Source organism: Shinella yambaruensis, from assembly GCF_050859155.1.
GTDB classification, from domain to species: domain Bacteria; phylum Pseudomonadota; class Alphaproteobacteria; order Rhizobiales; family Rhizobiaceae; genus Shinella; species Shinella yambaruensis.
On sequence record NZ_CP150638.1, the window covers coordinates 3,379,546 to 3,400,565 of the forward strand.

The 21,020-nt window shown below is 65.4% G+C and carries 23 protein-coding genes; 13 read left to right on the forward strand and 10 right to left on the reverse strand.

Features of this window, described 5'->3' with window-relative positions; translation table 11 throughout:
• The first annotated feature begins 87 nt into the window (after positions 1-87).
• On the forward strand, positions 88-1,047 hold the full coding sequence (locus WMC41_RS16625; RefSeq protein WP_432348361.1) for a Bug family tripartite tricarboxylate transporter substrate binding protein: 960 nt from the start codon (positions 88-90) through the stop codon (positions 1,045-1,047).
• A 1-nt stretch (position 1,048) separates the two neighbouring features.
• Here WMC41_RS16625 and WMC41_RS16630 read toward each other — a convergent pair whose 3' ends face one another.
• The 5 genes from WMC41_RS16630 to WMC41_RS16650 form a co-directional block, all read right to left on the reverse strand.
• Complete coding sequence (locus WMC41_RS16630) at positions 1,049-2,080, reverse strand: peptidoglycan -binding protein (RefSeq protein WP_432344906.1); 1,032 nt, start codon at positions 2,078-2,080, stop codon at positions 1,049-1,051.
• A gap of 2 nt (positions 2,081-2,082) precedes the next feature.
• Complete coding sequence (locus tag WMC41_RS16635) at positions 2,083-3,162, reverse strand: MotA/TolQ/ExbB proton channel family protein (protein WP_244768310.1); 1,080 nt, start codon at positions 3,160-3,162, stop codon at positions 2,083-2,085.
• Between the two features lie 109 nt (positions 3,163-3,271).
• Positions 3,272-4,072 (reverse strand): inositol monophosphatase family protein, encoded by an 801-nt coding sequence (locus WMC41_RS16640; RefSeq protein WP_432344909.1) that lies wholly within the window; start codon positions 4,070-4,072, stop codon positions 3,272-3,274.
• A 180-nt stretch (positions 4,073-4,252) separates the two neighbouring features.
• Complete coding sequence (locus WMC41_RS16645; RefSeq protein WP_432344911.1) at positions 4,253-5,395, reverse strand: tetratricopeptide repeat protein; 1,143 nt, start codon at positions 5,393-5,395, stop codon at positions 4,253-4,255.
• 9 nt (positions 5,396-5,404) lie between these two features.
• Complete coding sequence (locus WMC41_RS16650; RefSeq protein ID WP_432344913.1) at positions 5,405-6,058, reverse strand: thiamine phosphate synthase; 654 nt, start codon at positions 6,056-6,058, stop codon at positions 5,405-5,407.
• Positions 6,059-6,147: 89 nt separating this feature from the next.
• Here WMC41_RS16650 and WMC41_RS16655 point away from each other — a divergent pair, with 89 nt between their 5' ends.
• Together WMC41_RS16655 and WMC41_RS16660 are read left to right on the forward strand one after the other, a co-directional pair.
• Positions 6,148-6,918 carry a sulfite exporter TauE/SafE family protein gene (locus WMC41_RS16655; RefSeq protein ID WP_272806464.1) on the forward strand — a complete coding sequence of 257 codons (771 nt, stop codon included), beginning with the start codon at positions 6,148-6,150 and terminating at the stop codon, positions 6,916-6,918.
• Positions 6,919-6,986: 68 nt separating this feature from the next.
• The gene (locus WMC41_RS16660) at positions 6,987-7,247 is read left to right on the forward strand and encodes an ArsR/SmtB family transcription factor (RefSeq protein WP_244768305.1); all 261 of its coding nucleotides are present in this window, start codon (positions 6,987-6,989) and stop codon (positions 7,245-7,247) included.
• Between the two features lie 188 nt (positions 7,248-7,435).
• Here WMC41_RS16660 and WMC41_RS16665 read toward each other — a convergent pair whose 3' ends face one another.
• Positions 7,436-7,609, reverse strand: coding sequence for a YdcH family protein (locus tag WMC41_RS16665; protein WP_064496056.1), 174 nt, complete (start codon positions 7,607-7,609; stop codon positions 7,436-7,438).
• Between the two features lie 218 nt (positions 7,610-7,827).
• On the opposite strand from WMC41_RS16665, the gene WMC41_RS16670 reads away from it, so the two are divergent.
• The 6 genes from WMC41_RS16670 to WMC41_RS16695 all read left to right on the forward strand — a co-directional run bounded on the left by WMC41_RS16670 (position 7,828) and on the right by WMC41_RS16695 (position 11,687).
• Positions 7,828-8,031 (forward strand): YdcH family protein, encoded by a 204-nt coding sequence (locus WMC41_RS16670; protein ID WP_244768304.1) that lies wholly within the window; start codon positions 7,828-7,830, stop codon positions 8,029-8,031.
• 52 nt (positions 8,032-8,083) lie between these two features.
• Complete coding sequence (gene purE, locus WMC41_RS16675; RefSeq protein ID WP_244768502.1) at positions 8,084-8,551, forward strand: 5-(carboxyamino)imidazole ribonucleotide mutase; 468 nt, start codon at positions 8,084-8,086, stop codon at positions 8,549-8,551.
• A complete protein-coding gene (locus WMC41_RS16680; RefSeq protein WP_432344917.1) occupies positions 8,548-9,606 on the forward strand; it encodes a 5-(carboxyamino)imidazole ribonucleotide synthase in 1,059 nt (352 codons plus the stop codon). Before purE ends, WMC41_RS16680 begins: the two co-directional genes overlap by 4 nt.
• A 169-nt stretch (positions 9,607-9,775) precedes the next feature.
• Positions 9,776-9,901 (forward strand): type B 50S ribosomal protein L36, encoded by a 126-nt coding sequence (ykgO, locus tag WMC41_RS16685; protein WP_024271182.1) that lies wholly within the window; start codon positions 9,776-9,778, stop codon positions 9,899-9,901.
• 82 nt (positions 9,902-9,983) lie between these two features.
• Positions 9,984-10,601, forward strand: a complete 618-nt coding sequence (locus WMC41_RS16690; protein WP_432348363.1) for a hypothetical protein — start codon at positions 9,984-9,986, stop codon at positions 10,599-10,601.
• A gap of 78 nt (positions 10,602-10,679) precedes the next feature.
• On the forward strand, positions 10,680-11,687 hold the full coding sequence (locus WMC41_RS16695) for an alpha/beta fold hydrolase (protein ID WP_432348365.1): 1,008 nt from the start codon (positions 10,680-10,682) through the stop codon (positions 11,685-11,687).
• A 2-nt stretch (positions 11,688-11,689) separates the two neighbouring features.
• Here WMC41_RS16695 and pyk read toward each other — a convergent pair whose 3' ends face one another.
• On the reverse strand, positions 11,690-13,129 hold the full coding sequence (pyk, locus tag WMC41_RS16700) for a pyruvate kinase (RefSeq protein WP_432344919.1): 1,440 nt from the start codon (positions 13,127-13,129) through the stop codon (positions 11,690-11,692).
• On the reverse strand, positions 13,129-13,518 hold the full coding sequence (locus WMC41_RS16705) for a DUF1036 domain-containing protein (protein WP_306414950.1): 390 nt from the start codon (positions 13,516-13,518) through the stop codon (positions 13,129-13,131). Before WMC41_RS16705 ends, pyk begins: the two co-directional genes overlap by 1 nt.
• A gap of 384 nt (positions 13,519-13,902) precedes the next feature.
• On the opposite strand from WMC41_RS16705, the gene WMC41_RS16710 reads away from it, so the two are divergent.
• The 3 genes from WMC41_RS16710 to WMC41_RS16720 all read left to right on the forward strand — a co-directional run bounded on the left by WMC41_RS16710 (position 13,903) and on the right by WMC41_RS16720 (position 15,369).
• Positions 13,903-14,691, forward strand: coding sequence for an N-formylglutamate amidohydrolase (locus WMC41_RS16710; protein WP_432344922.1), 789 nt, complete (start codon positions 13,903-13,905; stop codon positions 14,689-14,691).
• A 10-nt stretch (positions 14,692-14,701) separates the two neighbouring features.
• Positions 14,702-15,007: a DUF1244 domain-containing protein gene (locus tag WMC41_RS16715; RefSeq protein ID WP_244768299.1), complete on the forward strand. Its 306-nt coding sequence runs from the start codon at positions 14,702-14,704 to the stop codon at positions 15,005-15,007.
• A gap of 98 nt (positions 15,008-15,105) precedes the next feature.
• Positions 15,106-15,369, forward strand: a complete 264-nt coding sequence (locus WMC41_RS16720; protein ID WP_064331154.1) for a DUF2312 domain-containing protein — start codon at positions 15,106-15,108, stop codon at positions 15,367-15,369.
• A gap of 126 nt (positions 15,370-15,495) precedes the next feature.
• Here the strand turns inward: WMC41_RS16720 and WMC41_RS16725 are convergent, their stop codons facing one another.
• The gene (locus WMC41_RS16725) at positions 15,496-17,289 is read right to left on the reverse strand and encodes a DUF882 domain-containing protein (RefSeq protein WP_432344926.1); all 1,794 of its coding nucleotides are present in this window, start codon (positions 17,287-17,289) and stop codon (positions 15,496-15,498) included.
• A gap of 175 nt (positions 17,290-17,464) precedes the next feature.
• Positions 17,465-18,994: a sigma-54-dependent transcriptional regulator gene (locus WMC41_RS16730; protein ID WP_272806471.1), complete on the reverse strand. Its 1,530-nt coding sequence runs from the start codon at positions 18,992-18,994 to the stop codon at positions 17,465-17,467.
• Between the two features lie 166 nt (positions 18,995-19,160).
• Between WMC41_RS16730 and WMC41_RS16735 the strand changes: the two genes are divergently transcribed.
• Complete coding sequence (locus WMC41_RS16735; protein ID WP_432344930.1) at positions 19,161-21,008, forward strand: M3 family oligoendopeptidase; 1,848 nt, start codon at positions 19,161-19,163, stop codon at positions 21,006-21,008.
• Positions 21,009-21,020: the final 12 nt, after the last annotated feature.

Sequence of the window (21,020 nt, forward strand, 5' to 3'; positions counted from 1 at the left end):
CCGGGCGCCCTATCCTGAGGGGGCGGACTTCACGTCACCTCGGGAGGAAACAACGTGACATTTTCGACGCTCACCCGCCGGACCCTCATGGCCCTCGGCACCACCGTGCTCGCATCTCTGGCACTCGGCCTGCCCGCCAGCGCCCAGCAATTCCCCGACCGGACGATCACGCTCGTCGTGCCCTTCGCCGCCGGCGGCTCGACGGATGTCGTCGCGCGCATCATCGCGCAGAAGATGGGCGACATCCTCGGCCAGCAGATCGTCGTGGAAAATGTCGGCGGCGCTGGCGGCAGCCTCGGCGCCGACCGCGTGGCACGCGCCGAGCCGGACGGCTACACGATCCTGATGGCGACCGTCGCGACACACGCGCTGAACCCGCTTATCCTCAAGACCAAGCCCTACGATGCGGAGAAGGACTTCGCGCCGGTCTCGCTGCTCGTCATCGTGCCGAACGTGCTGGTGGTGAACCCGGAACTGCCGGCGAAGACCGTCGAGGAACTGCTGGCGCTGCTGAAGGCCGATCCGGAAGGCTACAGCTATGCCTCCTCCGGCAACGGCACACCGCTGCACCTCTCCGGCGAACTCTTCAAGTCGATGGCGGGCGTCAGCATGCAGCACGTGCCCTACAAGGGCTCCGGCCCGGCGCTGAACGACGTGATCGGCAACCAGATCCCGATCATGTTCGACAACCTGCCCTCCTCCTCCGGCCACATCAAGGCCGGCACGCTGCGCGCGCTCGCCGTCACCACGAAGGAGCGCGCAGCCTCCTTCCCGGATGTGCCGACGGTCGCCGAATCGGGCATTCCCGGCTACGAGACCTACACGTGGAACGCGCTCTTCGCCCCGGCCGGCACGCCGGACGAGGTCGTCGCGAAGCTGAACGAGGCGGCGAATGCGGCGCTGAAGGACCCCGCCGTCGCCGAACGCATGAAGGAGTTCAGCGCCACCATCGTCGGCTCGACGCCGGAGGAGCTGGGCAAGCACGTCACGGAAGAGCTTGCCAAATGGAAGCCGGTGGTCGAGGGCGCCAACATCCAGATGGACTGAGTTATCTTTCGGTGAGTTTCAGCTCGATGCGGCGGTTGGTTGCCCGCGCCGCATCGTCGCTGCCTTCCGCGATCGGCTGGAACTCGCCGAAGCCCGCCGCGACCAGCCGGTTGGCCGGCACGCCTTTGGAGATCAGGAACTTGACGACCGACGTCGCGCGGGCGGAGGAAAGCTCCCAGTTGTCGCGATAGCGGCCCGTGCCGGAAAGCGGCACGTTGTCCGTATGGCCGTCGACGCGCAGCACCCAGTTGATCTCGGAGGGAATCTCCCGGGCGAGATCGAGCAGCGCGGCGGCGAGCTTGCCCATCTCCGCCTGCCCCGCCTCGTTGAGATCGCTGCCGCCCGAGGGGAAGAGCACCTCCGACTGGAAGACGAAACGGTCGCCGACGATGCGGATGTTCTCCCGGTCGGAAAGAATCTCGCGCAGGCGCCCGAAGAAGTCGGAGCGGTACCTGTTGAGCTCCTGCACGCGCTGCGCCAGCGCGACATTGAGGCGGCGGCCGAGATCAGCGATCTTCGCCTGCGAGGACTTGTCCTTGGCCTCCGAAGCCTGCAGCGCCTCCTCGACGGCGGCGATCTGGCTGCGCAGCGCCGCGATCTGCTGGTTGAGCAGCTCGATCTGGCTCATGGCCCGCGCGCTCACCTGCTTTTCCGAATCGAGCTCGCCCTCCAGCGTCGTGACGCGGGCATTGGCGGCATCGGAAGCGCCGGCGCCGCTGTCGAGCAGTTGCTGGAGGCGGGTGCGGTCGCTTTCCGACTGGGCAAGCGAGGCCTGGAGATTGACGAGCGCATCCTCGAGGTCCTGCTTGCCGCTCTTTTCCAGCGCCAGGAGCTGGGTCAGCTCGTTGATCTGGCTCGTCAGCCGGTTGAGCACGTCGTCCTTGCCGGAAATCTCGCGGCTCAGGAAGAACTGCGCCAGCACGAAGACCGTGAGCAGGAACATGATGGCGAGCAGCAGCGTCGACAGCGCATCGACGAAGCCCGGCCAGTAGTCGACCGCGCGCTGGCTGCGCCGGTTGCGGGCGAGCGCCATCCCTATTCGCCCCCGGCCTTGTGGGCTTTTTCCGTCGCGCGCTCAGGCAGGCGCTCGACGTTCTTCTCCCCGCTGCGGGCGGCAAGCCGGTCGAGCGTGCGGCGCAGGGCCTTCGATTCCTCCTGCTGCGCCTCGATCCAGTCGCGCAGCATCTGTTGCTCGCTGCGCATGTTCTTCACGAGGCCCTGAATGCCCTCGGCAAGGCTCGCCATGGCCGCCGTCGAACGGCCGCCGCCGCCCTCCTGCGCCAGCTTCAGGATCTGCTGGGCGAGGGCCTGCACGTCGGTGGAGGAACTGGCCGCCATGTCGACGACCGGCTGCAGTTCCGGGCCGACATCGGTGACGGAGGAGAGCCAGTTCTCCAGCTCCGTATAGAAACGGTTCTGCGCACGGCCGGCCTGCAGGTCGAGGAAGCCGAGGATCAGCGAACCGGACAGGCCGAAGAGCGAGGTGGAGAAGGCGGTGCCCATGCCGTCGAGCGGCGCGGAAAGGCCTTCCTTCAGGGCATTGAGGATGTCATTCGCGGTGCCGCCGCCAGCATCGAGCGACTGGATGACCTGGCTGATCGAGCCGATGGTGCCGAGAAGGCCCCAGAAGGTGCCGAGAAGGCCGAGGAAGACGAGAAGGCCGATGAGGTAGCGGGACGTATCGCGCGATTCGTCGAGGCGGGTCGCGATGGAATCCAGGATCGAGCGCAGCGCGGTGGCCGAGAGCGCCACGGAATGCCGCCGGCCGATTAGCGCGCGCATCGGCGCGAGCAGCACGGGATCGCGCCCGACCTTCTCGGCGCTGCCGGCGGCGCGGAAGGAGTTGAACCAGCGCACTTCCGGCCTCAGCGCCAGCACATGGTTGAAGACCAGGAGGATGCCGATCAGCAGCACGCCGAGGATGAGGCCGTTGAGGCCCGGATTGCTGAGGAAGGCAGATTGCGCCTGGCGGAAGAGGATGGCGGCCACGAAGCCGACGATGATGAGGAAGATCACCATCGTCCAGAAGAAGGCCATGGGGCTTGAGAGTTTGTGGGGATAATCCTCCGCAGTCCCGGGCGACCCTCCCCAGCCCGACAGCCCAAGCTTCGCCATATCGTCGTCTCTCCGCTTCCTCGTCGGGCGGGAGACTAGAGGAAGATTGCGCCGAATTGAAGGGCTTAGCGGCAACAGCGGCGCCGAATGCGCCGCCCATTTCCGGGTCTTAGCGCGTCGGCACCGGACGGTGCACGACTTCGCTGAGCGCCTTGTGGATATATTCGTTGCCGGCGACGACCGTGCCGGTGTCGAGCATGGCACTGCCGCCGGCAAGGTCGGTTGCGTAGCCGCCCGCCTCGCGAATCAGGAGAATGCCGGCCGCCAGGTCCCACGGCGCGAGGTCGCGCTCCCAGAAACCGTCGAAACGACCGGCGGCGACATAGGCGAGATCGAGCGAGGCCGAGCCGAGGCGGCGCATGCCGGAGACTTCACCCATCACATGGCGCAGCTCGATGAGGAACTTGCCATGGTTGCCGCGGCCGAGATGCGGGACGCCGCAGCCGATGACGGCATCCGACAGGTTCTTGCGGGCCGCCACGCGCAGGCGCCGGTCATTGAGGAAGGCGCCGCCGCCGCGTTCGGCGGTGAACAGCTCGTCCGTCGCCGGATTCAGCACGACGGCGGCGACGATCTCGCCGTTCCGCTCCAGCGCGATGGAGATCGCAAAACAGGGAATGCCGTGCAGGAAGTTGGTCGTGCCGTCGAGCGGATCGACGATCCAGCGGTGTGCGCCGTCGGTGCCGATGATCTCGTCGGATTCCTCGCCGAGGAAGCCGTAGGTCGGACGGGCCTTCATCAGCTCCTCGCGGATCAGCTTTTCCGCCTTGCGGTCGGCCTGCGAAACGTAGTCGCCCGGGCCCTTCAGCGAGACCTGCAGATTCTGCACCTCGCCGAAATCGCGCGCGAGCGACTTGCCGGCCTTGAAGGCGGCCTGAACCATGACGTTGAGAAGAGCTGAACGAGCCATGTAGCAAAAATCCTTCGGGAGTGTCCGGCGCTTCGGAACGGCAGAGCCGCGGCGCGAAACGCGCCGGGTCCGGAATATGCGGCCTCAAAACCACAAATCCCCCGAAGTTTCAAGCCTCGCCCCCCTGCGTCGGCTGCAATGCAGGGCCCCCGTTGCTGCAAAGGGTAAACGGGGGCGGTCTCAGGAGCCTGAACGATACTTGTTGGCCGCGTCGATCGCCGCCTTCTGCTGCGCGTCGCTGAGGCCGAGATAGAAGTCTTCGAGCGAGGGATCGTTGAGCCCGGCGCGACGGGCGAGAACGAACCATTTGGCCGCCTCGACCGGATCGGGCCGGGTGCCGATGGCGTGGATATAGAGCTGGGCGAGCTTGCTCTGGGCCACGGCATTGCCGCCGCCGGCCGCCCGCTTCAGCCAATTGAAGCCGGCCTCGTAGTCACGCTCGCCGCCCGTGCCGTTGACCAGCCACATGCCGAGGTCGAGCTGGGCCGTGTCGAAGCCGGCGCGTGCGGCACGCAGCAGCCATTCCCTGGCGCGCCTCGTCTTCTCCTCCGGCAGGCCCTTCAGGCTGACATAGATCTGCGAGACGGCATATTGCGCATCCGCAATGCCCTGTTCGGCGGATTTCTCGTAGTAGGGCAGCGCCGCGCGCAGGCCCTTCTCCCCCGGGGAATCGGCCACCAGAACCTGCGCGTAATTGAACTGCGCGGAGGCATTGCCGAGATCGGCCGATTTCTTCATCAGCTCGTCGGCCTTGGCCCGGTCCTCCTTCGAGCGCGAGCGCTCCATCAGCAGGATCGCATATTTGAACATGCCGGTGGGATCGCCGCCATTGGCGGCCTGCTCGTACCAGAACATGGCCTGCTCGCGGTTCCGCTTGACGCCGAGGCCGCGGTCGAGGACTTCGGCCACCAGCGTCTGCGCGGCTGGGTCGCCAAGCTGCGCACGCGGCAGGGCCAGCTCCATCGCCGTCAGGTAGCGGCCACGCTGGAAAGCGCCATAGGCCTCGTCGATCTTGCCGGTGAAGGGCTTTTCCTCCGGCAGCGCCGGCAGGTCCGCGCCCATGCGGTCGAGCACGGAAAGGCCGGTCGACGGGCCGTCGGCGGGCTTGTCCTTCTCCGCGTCCGTTTTCGTGGCGGACTGGTCGTCGGCGGAAGCGGGCTCGATCTCGCCCGCCGGGTCCTTGGTGGTCGCCGCACTGCCCGCCGTCACGGACGGTCCCTTCTTCGCTGTTTCCGCCGAGGCGGGCGCGGCAACGAGGACGCCCGCGGCGAGAAGCGCCACCGGCACGATACGGCAAGCTTGGATGAGAACGGCCCTGATCATGAGCGCCTACTATTGCTCAAACCGTGGCGCTTTTTCGTCAAGAAGGGCATTGACCGCCGCCACCACATGCGGGGCCTGCGCCGGATCGGCGAAGACCGCCTTGTCGAGGGCCACGAACTCCGCGCCGGTCTCGGCCGCGGCCAATGCGGAGTGCGGATCCGTGCCGCCGAGCACGATGCAGGGAATCTCCACCATCGAGGCCCACCATTCGGCAAGCGCGAGGTTCTTCGGATGCGCCTCCGGCTTGATGTCGCCGCCGATCTTGCCGAAGAAGATATAGTCCGGCTGCACCTCGCCGATCTCCAGCGCCCTGTGCCGGTCCGTCGCGTTGCCGCCGCCGACGATGAGCTTCGGCGTGAACTTCTCGATCGTCTCGCCGAGCTCTTCGAGTCCCCCGGTGACATGGATGCCGTCGGCCTTCGCCCGGCCGGCAACGCGGGTATCGCCCGCAACGAGCGCCGCGGCGCCCGCCTGCTGGACGATCGGCACCAGGGTTTCGGCGTGTTTCTGGAACTGGCCGTCGTCCAGCCCGTATTGCGGCAGGATCACCGAGGCGACATCACCGCCCTTCAGCGCGCCTTCCAGCATCGCGGCGCGGGCGGAAAGGTCCTCGCCCTCGGGCAGGATCAACACCAGGCGGCAGCGGGTTTCGGCATCGGACATGGATGAACTTCCTTAGAATACGGCACTCGGGCTCGTCATAACAGATCAAAGCGGATAGACGGAAGGACGAACAGGATCAATCGCCCTTCATGTCCATCGACCCCGCCATCTACTATGCCGCCGTCCCCGCTGTCCTCCTGGTCGGCCTGACGAAGGGCGGCATGGGCGAGGCGCTGGCCCTGATGGGCGTGCCGCTGCTTGCCATGGCCGTTCCTCCGGTGCAAGCCGCCGCCATCCTGCTGCCCATCCTCGTGGTGATGGATTGCGTCTCGCTCTGGATCTGGCGCCAGCACAACGACCGCACGCTATTGAAGATGCTGCTGCCCGGCGCCCTCATCGGCATCGCGATCGGCTGGGCGACATCGGCCTATGTGCCGCGCGATGTGCTGCGCCTTATCATCGGGCTCATCACCGTTCTCTTCGTCGCCCGCTACTTCTACAACGGCTGGCGCGCGCGTCATGGTTACATCGTGCCGCCCAAGCCGCACCGGCTGCTGCCCGCCGCCTTCCTCGGCACGCTGTCCGGCTACGGCAGCTTCGTCGCCCATGCCGGCGGCGCGCCCTTCCAGGTCTACAGCCTGCCGCTGAAGCTGCCGCCGCGCGACTATACCGGCGCGGCCGTGCGCTTCTTCGCCATCCTCAACGTCATCAAGCTCGGCCCCTATTTCGCGCTCGGCCAGCTCGACACGACGAACCTGACGATATCGGCCACGCTCGTGCCGCTCGCCATCGTGGCGACGGCCATCGGCGGTTTCATCGTCAAGCGCATGAAGCCCGCCGTTTTCTATCCCTTCATGTATGCGATGGCCCTCATCGCCGGCGCGAAGCTGGCCTATGACGGCGTGGTCGCCTTTCTCTGAACCGGGTCGGGCCCTTCGCAGCGCACAAAACACTTGCCGCAAATGCTGCTTTGCCATAGCGTCCGCCCATGGCGCACCCGGACCCCTTCGCTGCGATTGCCGACCCCAACCGCAGGTTCCTGCTGGAGGAGCTGCGCCGGGCGCCGCGCACCGTCAACGAGCTTTCCGAAGGCCTGCCGATCAGCCGCCCGGCGGTCTCGCAGCACCTCAAGGCCCTGCTCGACTGCAATCTCGTCAGCGTGAAATCCCAAGGCACGAAACGCATCTACGCGATCAACGCGCGGGGCTTCGACCGGCTCAATCTCTGGCTCGACCAGTTCTGGTCCTGAGCCGGATGTCCCGTCCTGAGACAGAACGCCCCGGCGCGCCATCTTGGCGGCCAGGGCGTCTCGACATCTAAGGTTTTCGTGTACCGGGAGCGGTTTCGCGAAATGGGCTCCTACCCTGGTCCTCCCATACAGACCAACTGTTCCGCGACCCTCACCCCTTCCGTAACTTTGGAAAAATCCCTGTCTTTTCAGTGAGAGGAGCCGCGAAGGCGCTCGATCTCGTCCTTGATGCGCAACTTGCGACGCTTGATGTCCGCGATCGTCTGGTCCTCCGAGGACGGCTGATTCATTGCAGCGTGCAGCTCGGCTTCCAGAGCGAAGTGCTTCTTTTCGAGCGTGGCCAGATGAGCCTCAATCGTCATGTGACAGTTCCTTCCTTTTGCTTGCACCCGGTCATTCGCATGCCGGGTGGTCCAGGTTGCAACAGAACCAGTGTGCCATGTCATTTTTCATTTGTCGAAGGCGAAAACGTGGCAAGGGATAACTTCCCGTTACCAGGGGTTTCGTGGTAGGAGCAGCCTTCATACAAGCTGGAGGACCGCGGCTCGGCCGCACCGCCGACGACGGGGAAAGAAATAGCATGGCAGACCAGGAACAGGCTGAATTGCGGCTTGCCGTTGCACGGCTGCGCCAGGAGCACGAAGACTACGATGCCGCGATCAACGCCATGATCCAGATCGGCTGCGAAGCCCTCAGAATCCAGCGCATGAAGAAGAAGAAGCTGGTCCTCAAGGACAAGATCTCCAAGCTGGAAGACCAGATCATCCCCGATATCATCGCCTGAAAGCGGGAAAGACGCCTTGGACACGACAGAAACGCCCCCCGTCGCCATCATCATGGGAAGCCAGTCCGACTGGGAGACGATGAAGAACGCCGCCGATACGCTCGATGCGCTCGGCGTCGACTACGAGGCCCGCATCATTTCGGCGCACCGCACGCCCGACCGGCTGTACAGCTTTGCCCGCGGGGCGAAGGCGGAGGGTTTCAAGGTCATCGTGGCCGGCGCCGGCGGCGCGGCGCACCTGCCCGGCATGGCCGCGGCGATGACGCCGCTGCCGGTCTTCGGCGTGCCGGTCCAGTCCAAGGCGCTGTCCGGCCAGGACAGCCTGCTCTCCATCGTGCAGATGCCCGCCGGCATTCCCGTCGGCACGCTCGCCATCGGCAAGGCGGGCGCGGTCAATGCCGCGCTGCTCGCCGCCGCCGTGCTGGCACTGGGTGATCCGGAACTCGCCCACCGCCTCGATGAATGGCGGGAAAACCAGTCGAACGCCGTCGCAGAATATCCCGTGGACGGCCCGCTATGAGCGTCCGCACGATCGGCATCATCGGCGGCGGCCAGCTCGGCCGCATGCTGGCCATGGCGGCTGCCCGGCTGAACCTCAAGACCGTCATCCTCGAACCGCAGGCCGATTGTCCGGCCGCGCAGGTCGCCAACGCCCAGATCGTCGCGGCCTATGACGATGCGGACGCGCTTGCCGAACTTGCCCGCATCTCCGACGTCGTGACCTACGAATTCGAGAACGTGCCGGTTTCCGCCGCCGAGGCGCTCGCCACGGCCATCCCGGTCTATCCCCCGCCGCGCGCGCTGGAGGTCTCGCAGGACCGGCTCGTCGAAAAGCGCTTCATCCGCGACTGCGGCATCCTCACCGCCGATTTTGCCGCCGTGGACGACCAGGCCGACCTCGAAGACGCACTCGACCGCTTCGGCGGCGTCGGTGTCCTGAAGACGCGCCGGCTCGGCTATGACGGCAAGGGCCAGCGGCTCTTCCGTTCGCCTGCGGAGGATCGCGAAGGCACCTTCGAGGCGCTCGGCGGGGTACCGCTGATCCTCGAGAGCCTGGTGCCGTTCGAGCGGGAAATCTCCATCATCGCCGCACGCGACCGCGAGGGCACCATCGCCTGCTACGATCCGGCGGAAAACGTCCACCAGAACGGCATCCTGCACACCTCCACCCTGCCGGCCCGCGTCGGTGAGGCGACCGCCAACCAGGCCCGCAAGGCGGCCCGCGCCATCCTCGACCAGCTCGACTATGTCGGCGTCATCGGCGTCGAGTTCTTCGTGCTGCCGGATGGCGGGCTCGTCGCCAACGAGATTGCGCCCCGCGTGCACAATTCCGGCCATTGGACGGAGGCGGCCTGCGTCATCTCGCAGTTCGAGCAGCATATCCGCGCCGTCGCCGGCCATACGCTCGGCGATCCCCGCCGCCATTCGGATTGCGTGATGCAGAATCTCGTCGGCGACGATATCGAGGACGTCCCCGCCTGGCTCGCAAGGCCCGGCGTGCTCGTCCATCTCTATGGCAAGACGGAAGCCCGGCCGGGTCGAAAAATGGGGCATATCACCCAGATTCTGGACTAAGCGACGCTGGAAAACCGGTCCTTGCCGCGGAAAACCCGCTGCCGATGGTTGACAGCACAAAAGTGACAAGGTACATGCCTGCCAACCTGAAAGCGCGCCCGAAACGGCGCGTTTTTGATTGAGGAAATCCGGCGAACTCGAGTCGCCCTGCAATACGCGGATCAGAAAAATGAAGATCAAGAATTCGCTCAAGTCGCTCAAGGCTCGTCACCGCGAGAATCGCCTTGTTCGCCGTAAGGGCCGCATCTACATCATCAACAAGCAGAACCCGCGCTTCAAGGCCCGCCAGGGCTGATCAGGCGTCGCGGTCGCCTTCCCGCAAGCGGATCGCGGTGGTCGAAAAATATTGATTTGACGTTCGGCCATGGCGGTTTACCATAACCGCCATGCGCATTTTTACGCCTGCAGCACTCTGTCTTTCCCTCGTCCTGATCGGGGGCGCCCCGGCCATTGCGCTTGCGCAGACGGTCGACAAGGCATCCGTCGATCCCGCTTCCGGCGCCTTCACGACCCAGGCCCAGCGCCTCGAAAAGCTCTTCAGCGAGCTGAAGCGCGAAGGCAATCCGGATAAGGCTCGCGGCATCGCCGACCAGATCCGGCGGGAATGGCAGGATTCGGGCAGCGCCAGCATCAACCTTCTCATCCAATGGGCCGACAAGGCCATCGCCGAGGAAAAGAACGCCGCAGCGCTCGACTACCTCGACGAAGCGATTCGCCTGAAACCCGACTATGTCGAGGGCTGGAACCGCCGGGCGACGCTGCACTTCAAGATGCGCAACTACCGCAAGTCGATGTCCGACATCAACCAGGTGCTGGCCATCGAGCCCCGGCATTTCGGCGCGCTCGCCGGCATGGCGGCGATCCTTGCCCAGTCGGGCCGGGACGAGATGGCGATGAAGGCCTGGGAGAAATTCCTCGACATCTACCCGACCGAACGGCAGGCGCAGAAGGAAATGGGCGACCTTGCGGAAAAGCTGACCGGCCAGCGCACATAGTCTCCGGCATGGCGCCGACGGCATGGATCGGCTATCTCAACGGAAACCGGATCGTCCTTGCCCTTCCCTCTCCGTTTCATGCTGCTCGCCCTCCTTACCCTTCCTCTCGCCCTCGCGCTTGCCGGCTACGCCTTCACCGTCTGGAAGGCACGGGCGATCGAGCGGCAATTCCCGAACATCGGCGAACGGATCGATGTCGGCGGCGTCAGCCTCAACAGCGTGCTGGTGGCCGCCGGCATGAATGCCGACCTGCCGCCTCTCGTCTTCATCCACGGCGCCAGCGGCAATCTGCGCGACCAGATGCACGCCTTTCGGGACAAGCTGAACGGCCGCGCCGCAATGCTCTTCCTCGACCGGCCGGGCCATGGCTACTCCGATCGCGGCGGCCCGGAGAACGGCTGGCCGGACGGGCAGGCCCGCGCCATCGCGCGGCTGATGGAAAAGCGCGGGCTCGACAGGGCGATCATCGTCGGCCATTCCTTCGGCGGCGCCATCGCCGCCAGCTTCGCGCTGGAGCATCCGGAGAAGACGGCCGGCCTTCTCTTCCTGGCGCCGGCCACCCATCCCTGGCCCGGCGGTATCGACTGGTACTACGATATCGCGAAGATGCCCGTCATCGGCTGGCTCTTCACCCGCATCGTCGCGCTGCCCGCGGGCCTCCTGCGCATCGACCGCGGCACGCGCTTCGTCTTCGCGCCCAATCCGCGTCCCGACGACTATGTCGCCGCGACCGCCCCTGCCCTCGTGCTGCGCCCCGACGCCTTTCGCAACAACGCCGCCGACGTCGCCAATCTCCTGGAATACGTCCGCCGCATACAGCCGCGCTACCGGCAGATCCGCGCGCCGACGGTGGTCGTCACCGGCGATGCCGATGGCGTGGTCTACGAGGAAATCCATTCGCGCGGGCTGGCGCGCGACATAGCCGGATCGGAACTCGTCTGGATCCGCAATCTCGGCCACAAGCCGGACTATGTCGTGACGGACCTTGCCGTCGAGGCACTGGAGAAGATCGCCGGGAAGGTGCGCGACCTCCAGGAATCGGCAAGGCGGGCCGAGGCCCGCCTTGCGCAAGATCATGAAGAATAGGCCTAGACGCCGCTGACGCCGTCAGCGCCGATATAGGCGATGCGCAGCATGTTCGTCGCGCCCGGCGTGCGCAGCGGCACGCCGGCCGAGATGATGATGCGGTCGCCCGGCTTGCCGAATTCTTCGGTGACGACGATGCGGCAGGCGCGGTTCACCATGTCGTCGAGGTCCTCCGCATCGCCCGTGACGACGCAGTGCAGGCCCCAGACGACCGAGAGGCGGCGCGCCGTCTCGATGACCGGCGAGAGCGCCAGGACCGGCACGTCCGGCCGCTCGCGCGCGGCGCGCAGGCCCGTCGTGCCCGACGAGGTGTAACAGACGATGGCCGACAGCTTCAGCGTCTCGGCGATCTGGCGGGCGGCCAGCGAGATGGCGTCCGCGCCCGTGGCTTCCGGCGTCGAGCGCTGGGCATAGATGATGCCCGGATAGTGCGGGTCCCGCTCGACCTTGCTGGCGATCGAGGCCATGGTGGAGACGGCTTCGACCGGATAGGCGCCCGAGGCGGATTCGGCCGACAGCATCACGGCGTCCGCGCCTTCGAAGACGGCGGTCGCGACGTCCGACACCTCGGCGCGGGTCGGCACGGGAGCGGAGATCATCGATTCCAGCATCTGCGTTGCGACGACGACCGGCTTGCCCGCGCGGCGGCAGGCGCGGATGAGCTGCTTCTGCAGGCCTGGCACGGCTTCCAGCGGCATTTCCACGCCAAGGTCTCCGCGCGCCACCATGAGGGCGTCGGAAAGCTCGATGATCTCGTCGATGCGTTCGATCGCCTGCGGCTTTTCGATCTTCGACATCAGGCCGACGCGGCCGCGCGCGACCTTGCGCACCTCGGCAAGGTCCTCCGGACGCTGGATGAAGGAGAGCGCCACCCAGTCGACGCTGCCGGTCGCCAGCACCGCATCGAGGTCGATGCGGTCCTTCTCGGTCAGCGCGCCGACGCCGAGCAGCGTATCGGGCAGGCTGACACCCTTGCGGTCGGAGATCTTGGTGCCCGAGACGACGGTGCAGACGATCGCCGTGCCATCGGACGATTCGGCACGCAGATGCAGCTTGCCGTCGTCGATCAGCAGGCGATGGCCGGGCTTGACAGCCTCGAGGATTTCCGGATGCGGCAGGTAGACGCGCGTGTTGTCGCCGGGCACGTCCTTGTTGTCGAGCGTGAAGGTCTGGCCGGGCTTCAGCTCTTCCGAGCCGTTGGCGAACTTGCCGACGCGCAGCTTCGGGCCCTGGAGATCGGCGAGGATGCCGATGGGTCGGCCGCAACGGGCTTCCACGGCGCGGATGCGGCTGATCAGCGTGCGCATCACGTCATGGCTGGCATGGCTCATATTGATGCGGAACAGGTCGGCCCCGGCCTCATGCAGCTTCTGGATCATCTGCTCATCGGACGATGCGGGTCCGAGCGTGGCGAGGATTTTGACTTTTCTGTTCCGTCTCATCAGTTCTGGCTTTCCTGGGTCCCTGGCGTATCTGAGAGCTGCACCATCCAGCTCCCCTGTCGGCCCGTGTCGTATTCCTTGAAGCCCATGCGCTGGAAACCGCGGGCGAAGCAGTCCTGCACGCCGGTGATCTTGAACTCGTTCTCGGCGACGCACATGTTGACGTCGCCGGTCCAGCGGCCGCCGCGGGCGGCATCTTCGGCATAGAGGTAATAATAGCGCGACTGCAGCTCGCCCTCGATCAGCGTGGCGCAGGTGGTCGCGGGAACCTGCCACCAGCCCTCGGTCATCCAGCCTTCCTTGGCGCGATAGCCGATAGCGACGCCGACGAGGTTCTGCGTGCCGTTGCACACGCGAAAATCGGCTTTCGCCGTGTCCGGCACGGACAGGGCCGCAAAGCCGGCAAAGGCGAAAAGGCCGGCCTGGACGAGGCCGCGGGCTTTCGGGAAAAACGGGCGATGGCTCTTGGCTCTCACGGCTTCCGATGCAACTCCGTTGATTTGATCTCGCGCTTTCTTGCGACGGCGGGGCATGAATGTCAACGCAACACTACAGCGCCGCGCGTCGTTCACGACGTGCAAAAGGCGCCGTGGAATCTGAAATCGCTGCCCAACTCCGCTGCATCGTTTCAGATGCAACGGAGTTGGGCAGCGATCGTTTGCAATTTCACGGCGGGAGAAGGATTCTTTCCCGCAAGGCAGGGCTGCGAACCTTGCAGGCGCGATCGCCCCATGCGATCAGTCGGCATGAGCGATGCACATTCGGCTAAAGGCATGCAGGATCACGCCCCCTTCGAAATCATCGACGGCGATCTCGGTCTCGGGCTCGTCATCCTGGCGGACCACGCCACCAATCGCCTGCCGGAACGCTACGGCCGCCTCGGCCTGCCGGAGAGCGCCTTCCAACGCCACATCGCCTACGATATCGGCGTCGAGGGCCTGGTGCGCGGCCTTCATGCCCGGCTGAACGCGCCGGTCGTCATGAGCCGCTTCTCCCGTCTCCTGATCGACCCCAACCGCGGCGAGGACGATCCGACCCTGGTGATGCGCATCTCCGACGGCGCGATCGTGCCAGGCAACCACCCGATCGCGCCCGAAGAATGGCAGTACCGGCTGGAGACCTTCCATCGCCCCTATCACGATGCCGTGTCCCGGACGATCGGCGCCGTCGCCGACAGAACCGGCAAGGCGCCGCTCGTCCTCTCCATGCATTCCTTCACGCCGGCCTGGAAGGGTGTCGCCAGGCCCTGGCAGGTGACGGTGCTGTGGGACAGCGACCCCCGCGCCGTCCGCCCGCTGCTGGCCGAGTTCGAAGCGCCCGGCGACGTCGTGGTGGGCGACAACGAACCCTATGACGGGGCGCTGCGCGGCGACACGATGTTCCGCCATTGCATGAAACCCGGCATCCCCCATGCCCTCATCGAAATCCGCCAGGACGAGATCGGCGATGCAGCGGGCATTGCCCGCTGGGTGGAGCGGCTTGCGCCGATCTTCGCCCGGTTGAATGCGGACGAGACGCTGCACACCTATACCGTATTCCCCTCCCGCACGGGACCCTATTGAGGCCAAGACGATGACCGAGCTGACCAAGGAACAGCAGACCGAGTTCGAGGCGGCGGCCTTCCGGCGCCTCCTCGAGCATCTTCGCGAGCGCAGCGACGTGCAGAACATCGACCTGATGAACCTTGCCGGCTTCTGCCGCAACTGCCTGTCGAACTGGTATCGCGAGGCGGCGAACGCGGCAGGCGTGCCGCTCGACAAGGAGGCCTCCCGCGAGATCGTCTACGGCATGCCCTATGAGGAATGGCGCGCGCGCCATCAGCGCGAGGCGAGCGAGGCGCAGAAGGCGGCCTTCGAGGTGAACCGCCCGAAGGAATGAGCCTTACCCCCGTGAAAATGGCGGGACAGGCCTTGATCTTGCCGGAAGTTCGCGGCAAGTCACGGCCTTCGAATTTTATCCCATCCAAGGAGAAGACCATGTCGGATGCCCACGGCGTCGCCCGCGACCAGCTTCGCGCGTTCATCGAGCGGATCGAACGCCTCGAGGAAGAAAAGAAAACCATCGCCGACGACATCAAGGACGTCTATGGCGAGGCCAAGGGCGTCGGCTTCGACACCAAGATCCTGCGCAAGGTCATCCAGATCCGCAAGCAGGACAAGGACGAGCGCATGGAGCAGGAGGCCATCCTCGACACCTATCTCCAGGCCCTCGGCATGGTCGAGCTGCCGCCGGACGCGTGATGCGCTTCCCTCGCTTTCGTCATGCTCGGGTCAAGCCCGAGGATGACGACGGAGGGGAGGCAAGGTCAGAAGACAAAAAACCCGCCGGATCACTCCGGCGGGTTTTTTTAGGAATGAACCCAAATCTCAGTTCTCGGCGCTCTGGAACTTGCGCACTTCCATGAAGTTGACGGCGGTTCCGCTGAAGCGGCCGGCATCGACCGACGCATGGCCCTCCGGCTGGAAGCCGGCCATGTAGACGGTCGTCGGCGCGGCGCGCAGCGTGCGGCTGACGAAGCGCGGCGCCTTGACGGGCTTCGAGAGCGTCGCGACACGGCCCTGGGTCAACGCCCATTGCGAGATGATCTTCTGCGTCAGCTTCGGCTCGGTGCGGATGGCACCGCGGCTCGCCGCATCGGCATCCTTCTTCTTCGGGCGCCCGCCCTTGGAGGTCGATTCTTCCGCCGGCTTGCCGTCGAAGGCATCGAGCCCCGCCAGCGAACGCGTGCCGCCGGCATTGGTGGAGACGAGCGCCGCCATTTCGACCGGATTGCCGACAGTGCCGTCCGTCGTCGGATCGGCAAGCGCGGCAAGGCCGGTGCGGTCCGCAGCCGTCGGCAGCGCGACGTCGGCTTCCGCAGCGGCCATCAGCGCGGTCTGCGTCTGGTCAAGCGAGACCTCGGGGCGCAGGCCCGGCACCGGAACCATGGCCAGTTCTTCCGCATCCTCGACGGCCGCTTCGGCCGTCATGACCGCGCCCGGCTCCGCATCGCCGGGTTCGGTGCGCGCACCGAGCAGGACAGGAAGCGGAATCTTGTAGGCGGCAAGATCCTCGAATTCAGGCTTCTGCTCCTCGGCCGTCGCCGCTTCGAGCGCTGCAACCGCACCGCTCGTCGTCGGCGCGACTAGGGCAAGCTCGCTCGTCTCGGCAGCCTTGAAGGCAGGGCGGCTGCCCGGCACCGGCGCGGTGAAGGCAAGTTCCGTCTCGGCTTCCGCGACGACCGGCTTCTTCTCTTCGGCGACCTTCGCCTTCGCGCCTGCGCCCGAACCGCCTTCATCGAAGTTGTCGGCGATGGTGGCGCTGCTGGCGATCATTTCGGGTTCTTCATCCTCGTCGCCGCCGCCGCCGAAGAGGGCCGCGAGGAACCCGCCCTTGCGCTTGGACGCCGCCGGGGTGGAGCCGCCACCGGCCACCTGGATCGTGTCTGCGCCGACCCGGCGCTTGTAGTCGGCAACCGCCTGCTGGTAGCCCGGCAGCGGCTTGCCGTCGGTCGGAACGTGCATGGTCTTGCCGTCCGGGAAGAGGCGGGCGAGCTCCTGCCGGCTCATGCGCGGCCAGGCGCGCACGCTGCCGACGTCGAGATGCACGAAGGGCGAACCGGAGGTCGGATAGTAGCCGACGCCGCCGACTTGGAATTTCATGGCGGTGGCGCGCAGCGTCGCGAGCTTGACGCCCGGAATGTAGAAGTCCATCGCCTTGCCGAGCATGTGCTGGCTCTTCTTGGCGACGCCCTTGGAGCGCGAGCGCAGCATGCCGTTCGTTGCCGGCGAGCGATAGGCGGAAACGACGTTGATGTAGCCCTTGGCGCCGACCTTCTGGTAGACCTCCCACACGAGGTCGAGGAGCCGCGGATCCATCTTCGTCGGCTCGTTGCGGCGCCAGTCGCGCAGGAACTGGTTGATCTGCTTCAGGCCGCGCGCATCATAGCGCCCGTTGCGCTTGAAGGTGATCTCGGCCTTTTCCTTGGTGTGGATGAAATAGAGCTTCAGCGTGCGATTGCCGCTCTCGGCCTGGACCGTCGCGGGAATGGCCGTGGGCAGGATGAGGGCGGCAGACAGCACAGCCGTGGTCAAAGCCTTGGGCAGCTTTTGCAACACTGTCTTGCAGAGGCTGCCCAGGGATGCCCCGGGGCGCTTCATCGATGCGAACAAATTTGCCAACTCTTTCCCCGTCCGAAGGACAACGAACGTCCGTTATCCCAGATGACTGCCAATTGCGGTGAGAGCATGGCAAATACGCCACACTCGTCGTCGCGCACCCGTTATAGTGAACAATCCACTAACAGGGAATAAACGGCAATCGAGAAATCGCAAGTGGCCGGGATTCCAAGGGTTTTTACGCAGCTTCTTTCAACGGGTCGTCCGGGTCGATGCCATAATCCTTCAGTTTGCGATAAAGAGTCGAGCGGCCGATGCCCAATTTGCGGGCAACCTGGCTCATCTGGCCATGATAAAATTTCAAGGCGAAGCGGATCAGTTCCTCTTCGACATCGGCCAGCTTGCGCACATGGCCGCCCTTGTCGACGCTGGCGATGGCGTTTTCCGGGGTCGGATCGGCGACTGATTCGCTCGGGCGGAAATCCGGATAGACGCTCGGCAGGCGGCTTTCCGCGGCCGGTTCCGGGGTGCGGACGCTCGCCGCCTCCCAGGTGACGGCGCCGTCCTCGGCAAGGCCATAGCCCGGCACCTGCGCGGCGATCTGCGGGAAATCGGCGGCGGTGAGTTCCGCCCCCTCCGAAAGCACCACGGCGCGGAAGATGGCGTTTTCGAGCTGGCGGATGTTGCCCGGCCAGTCATAGGCCGTCAGCAACGCCATCGCCCCGGCGGAAACGCCAAGCGGGCGGGCGAGTTTCTGCTCGCCGGCAAAGCGCTGCACGAAAGCGCGCACCAGAACCGGGATATCCTCCTTGCGCTTGCGCAGCGCCGGGATCGTCACCGGGAAGACGTTGAGGCGATAATAAAGATCCTCGCGGAAGCGGCCCTCGCGCACCTCGTTGATGAGGTCGCGATTGGTCGCCGAGATCAGGCGGACGTTCACCTTCTGGGGGAACCGTGCGCCAATGGTCTCGATCTCGCCCTGCTGCACCGCGCGCAACAATTTCACCTGCACGTCGAGCGGCAGGTCGCCGATCTCGTCGAGGAACAGCGTGCCGCCGTCGGCCTCCATGAATTTACCGGTATGGCGCTCCGTCGCGCCGGTGAAGGCGCCCTTCTCATGGCCGAACAGGATGCTTTCGACGAGATTGTGCGGGATCGCCCCGCAATTGACGGTGACGAAGGGTTTCTGCGCCCGGTCGCTCGCCGCCTGGATGGCGCGCGCGACCATTTCCTTGCCGACGCCCGATTCGCCTTCCAGCACCACCGGAATGTTCGACTGGGCGGCGCGACGGCCAAGCTCAATGACACGCAGCATTTCGGGGCTCGCCGAAACGATGTCGTCGAAATGCACGGCCTCGCTGCGGTGGCGGCGCCCGCCCCGGCCGCGGCCTTCCCGCTGGTCCATCTTCAGCGCATTGCCGACGGCGACGTTGAGGCGTTCCGGCGAGACCGGCTTCACCACGAAATCGAAGGCGCCGGCGCGCATCGCCATGACGACCGTCTCGATGCCGCCCTGTCCCGTCTGCACGATGACGGGAATGGTGTTCTCCCGCTCGGCGAGCGCATCAAGGAAGGCCGAGCCGTTCATTTCCGGCATCATCAGGTCGAGCAGGATCACATTGATCAGGCCGCCCTTGCGATCGAGCAGATCGAGGCCCGCACGGCCGTTTTCCGCCATATGGGCGACATGGCCGGAGCGCTCGATCATGTTCTTCAACAGCCTGCGCTGGACAGGATCGTCGTCGATGACAAGAATATGGGCCGTCACTGGAACCTCCTTGCCTGAAGGCGCGCGTCATGCACGCCCTAGGGAACTCAACACCAGGGGACCATGGCAGAAAGGGTTGAACATGCCGTTTTGAGAAAGGCTTGCATTTTAACCATTGCCGACGCAAGCAAGGGGCCGATCCGCCCATCTGGAAGAGAGACAGACGATGACCCGACATTTCCAAGCCCCCCGCATCGCCCTCGCGCCGGCCGACGCCGCCGCAGCCGCCGCGCTGGGCGATCTTCCCGGCTGGAACCTCGCAGATCTCTACCCCTCGCAGGCCTCCCCCGAATTCCAGGGCGACATGAAGAAGGCCGAGGCGGACGCGCTCGCCTTCGAGGCGAAGTGGAAGGGCAAGCTGGACGCCGCGACGGAAAAGACCGGCGACGAGGGCATCGGCGCGGCCGTGCGCGAATTCGAGGCGCTGGAAGATGTGATGGGCCGCCTCATCTCGTTCGCGGGCCTCACCTATTTCACCAACACGACCGATCCGGCCAACGGCAAGTTCTACGGCGACGTGCAGTCGAAGCTGACCGACCTTGGCGCGCATCTTCTGTTTTTCTCGCTTGAACTCAACAGGATAGCGGACGAGCGCATCGAGGCGGCGCTGGTGAATGACGCCCTTGCGGCGCATTATCGCCCCTGGATCGAGGACCTGCGCAAGGACAAGCCCTACCAGCTCGACGACAAGACGGAACAGCTCTTCCTCGAAAAATCGATGACCGGCGCTGCGGCCTGGAACCGGCTCTTCGACGAGACGATGGCATCGCTCCGCTATACGATCGACGGCGAGGAGGTTCCGCTGGAAATCGCCCTCAACCAGCTCCAGTCGCCGAACCCGGACGACCGCCGCAAGGCCGCCGAGGCATTGGCGAAAACCTTCAGGGACAATATCCGCACCTTCACGCTGATCACCAACACGCTGGCCAAGGACAAGGAAATCTCCGACCGCTGGCGCGGCTTTTCCGACATCGCCGACAGCCGGCACCTTGCCAACCGCGTCGAACCGGAAGTCGTCGCGGCGCTCGCGGAAGCGGTGCGCGAAGCCTATCCGCGCCTCTCCCACCGCTATTATGCGATGAAGGCGAAGTGGCTCGGAATGGAGCAGATGAACTACTGGGATCGCAACGCGCCCCTTCCCGAGACACCCGACGCCGTCATTCCGTGGAACGAGGCACGCGACACGGTGCTCTCCGCCTACAGCGCCTTCGCGCCCGAAATGGCCGATATCGCCAGAAGATTCTTCGACAAGGGCTGGATCGACGCGCCGGTGCGCCCCGGCAAGGCGCCGGGCGCCTTCGCCCATCCGACCGTGCCCTCCGCGCATCCTTACGTGCTCGTCAACTACATGGGCAAGCCGCGCGACGTGATGACGCTCGCGCACGAACTCGGGCACGGCGTGCATCAGGTTCTGGCCGGCGGCCAGGGCGCGCTGATGGCGTCGACGCCGCTGACGCTTGCCGAGACGGCCTCCGTCTTCGGCGAGATGCTGACCTTCCGCAGCCTGCTCGACAAGACGAAGGACAAGCGCGAGCGCAAGGCGATGCTCGCCCAGAAGGTCGAGGACATGATCAACACGGTCGTGCGCCAGATCGCCTTCTACGAATTCGAGCGCAAGGTGCACACCGCCCGCAAGGAAGGGGAACTCACGTCCGACCGGATCGGCGAACTCTGGCTCTCCGTGCAGGAGGAAAGCCTCGGCCCGGCGATCCGGATTTCGGAAGGCTATGAGACCTATTGGGCCTATATTCCCCACTTCATCCATTCGCCCTTCTACGTCTACGCCTATGCCTTCGGCGATTGCCTGGTGAACTCGCTCTACGCCGTCTACAAGCAGGCGGAAGCCGGCTTTCAGCAAAAATATTTCGACCTGCTCAAGGCCGGCGGCACCAAGCACCATTCCGAGCTTCTGAAGCCGTTTGGCCTCGATGCGAGCGATCCGTCGTTCTGGAGCAAGGGACTGTCGATGATCGAAGGGCTGATCGACGAGCTGGAAGCGCTTGATAGGGCCTGACCTTAAAAGAAG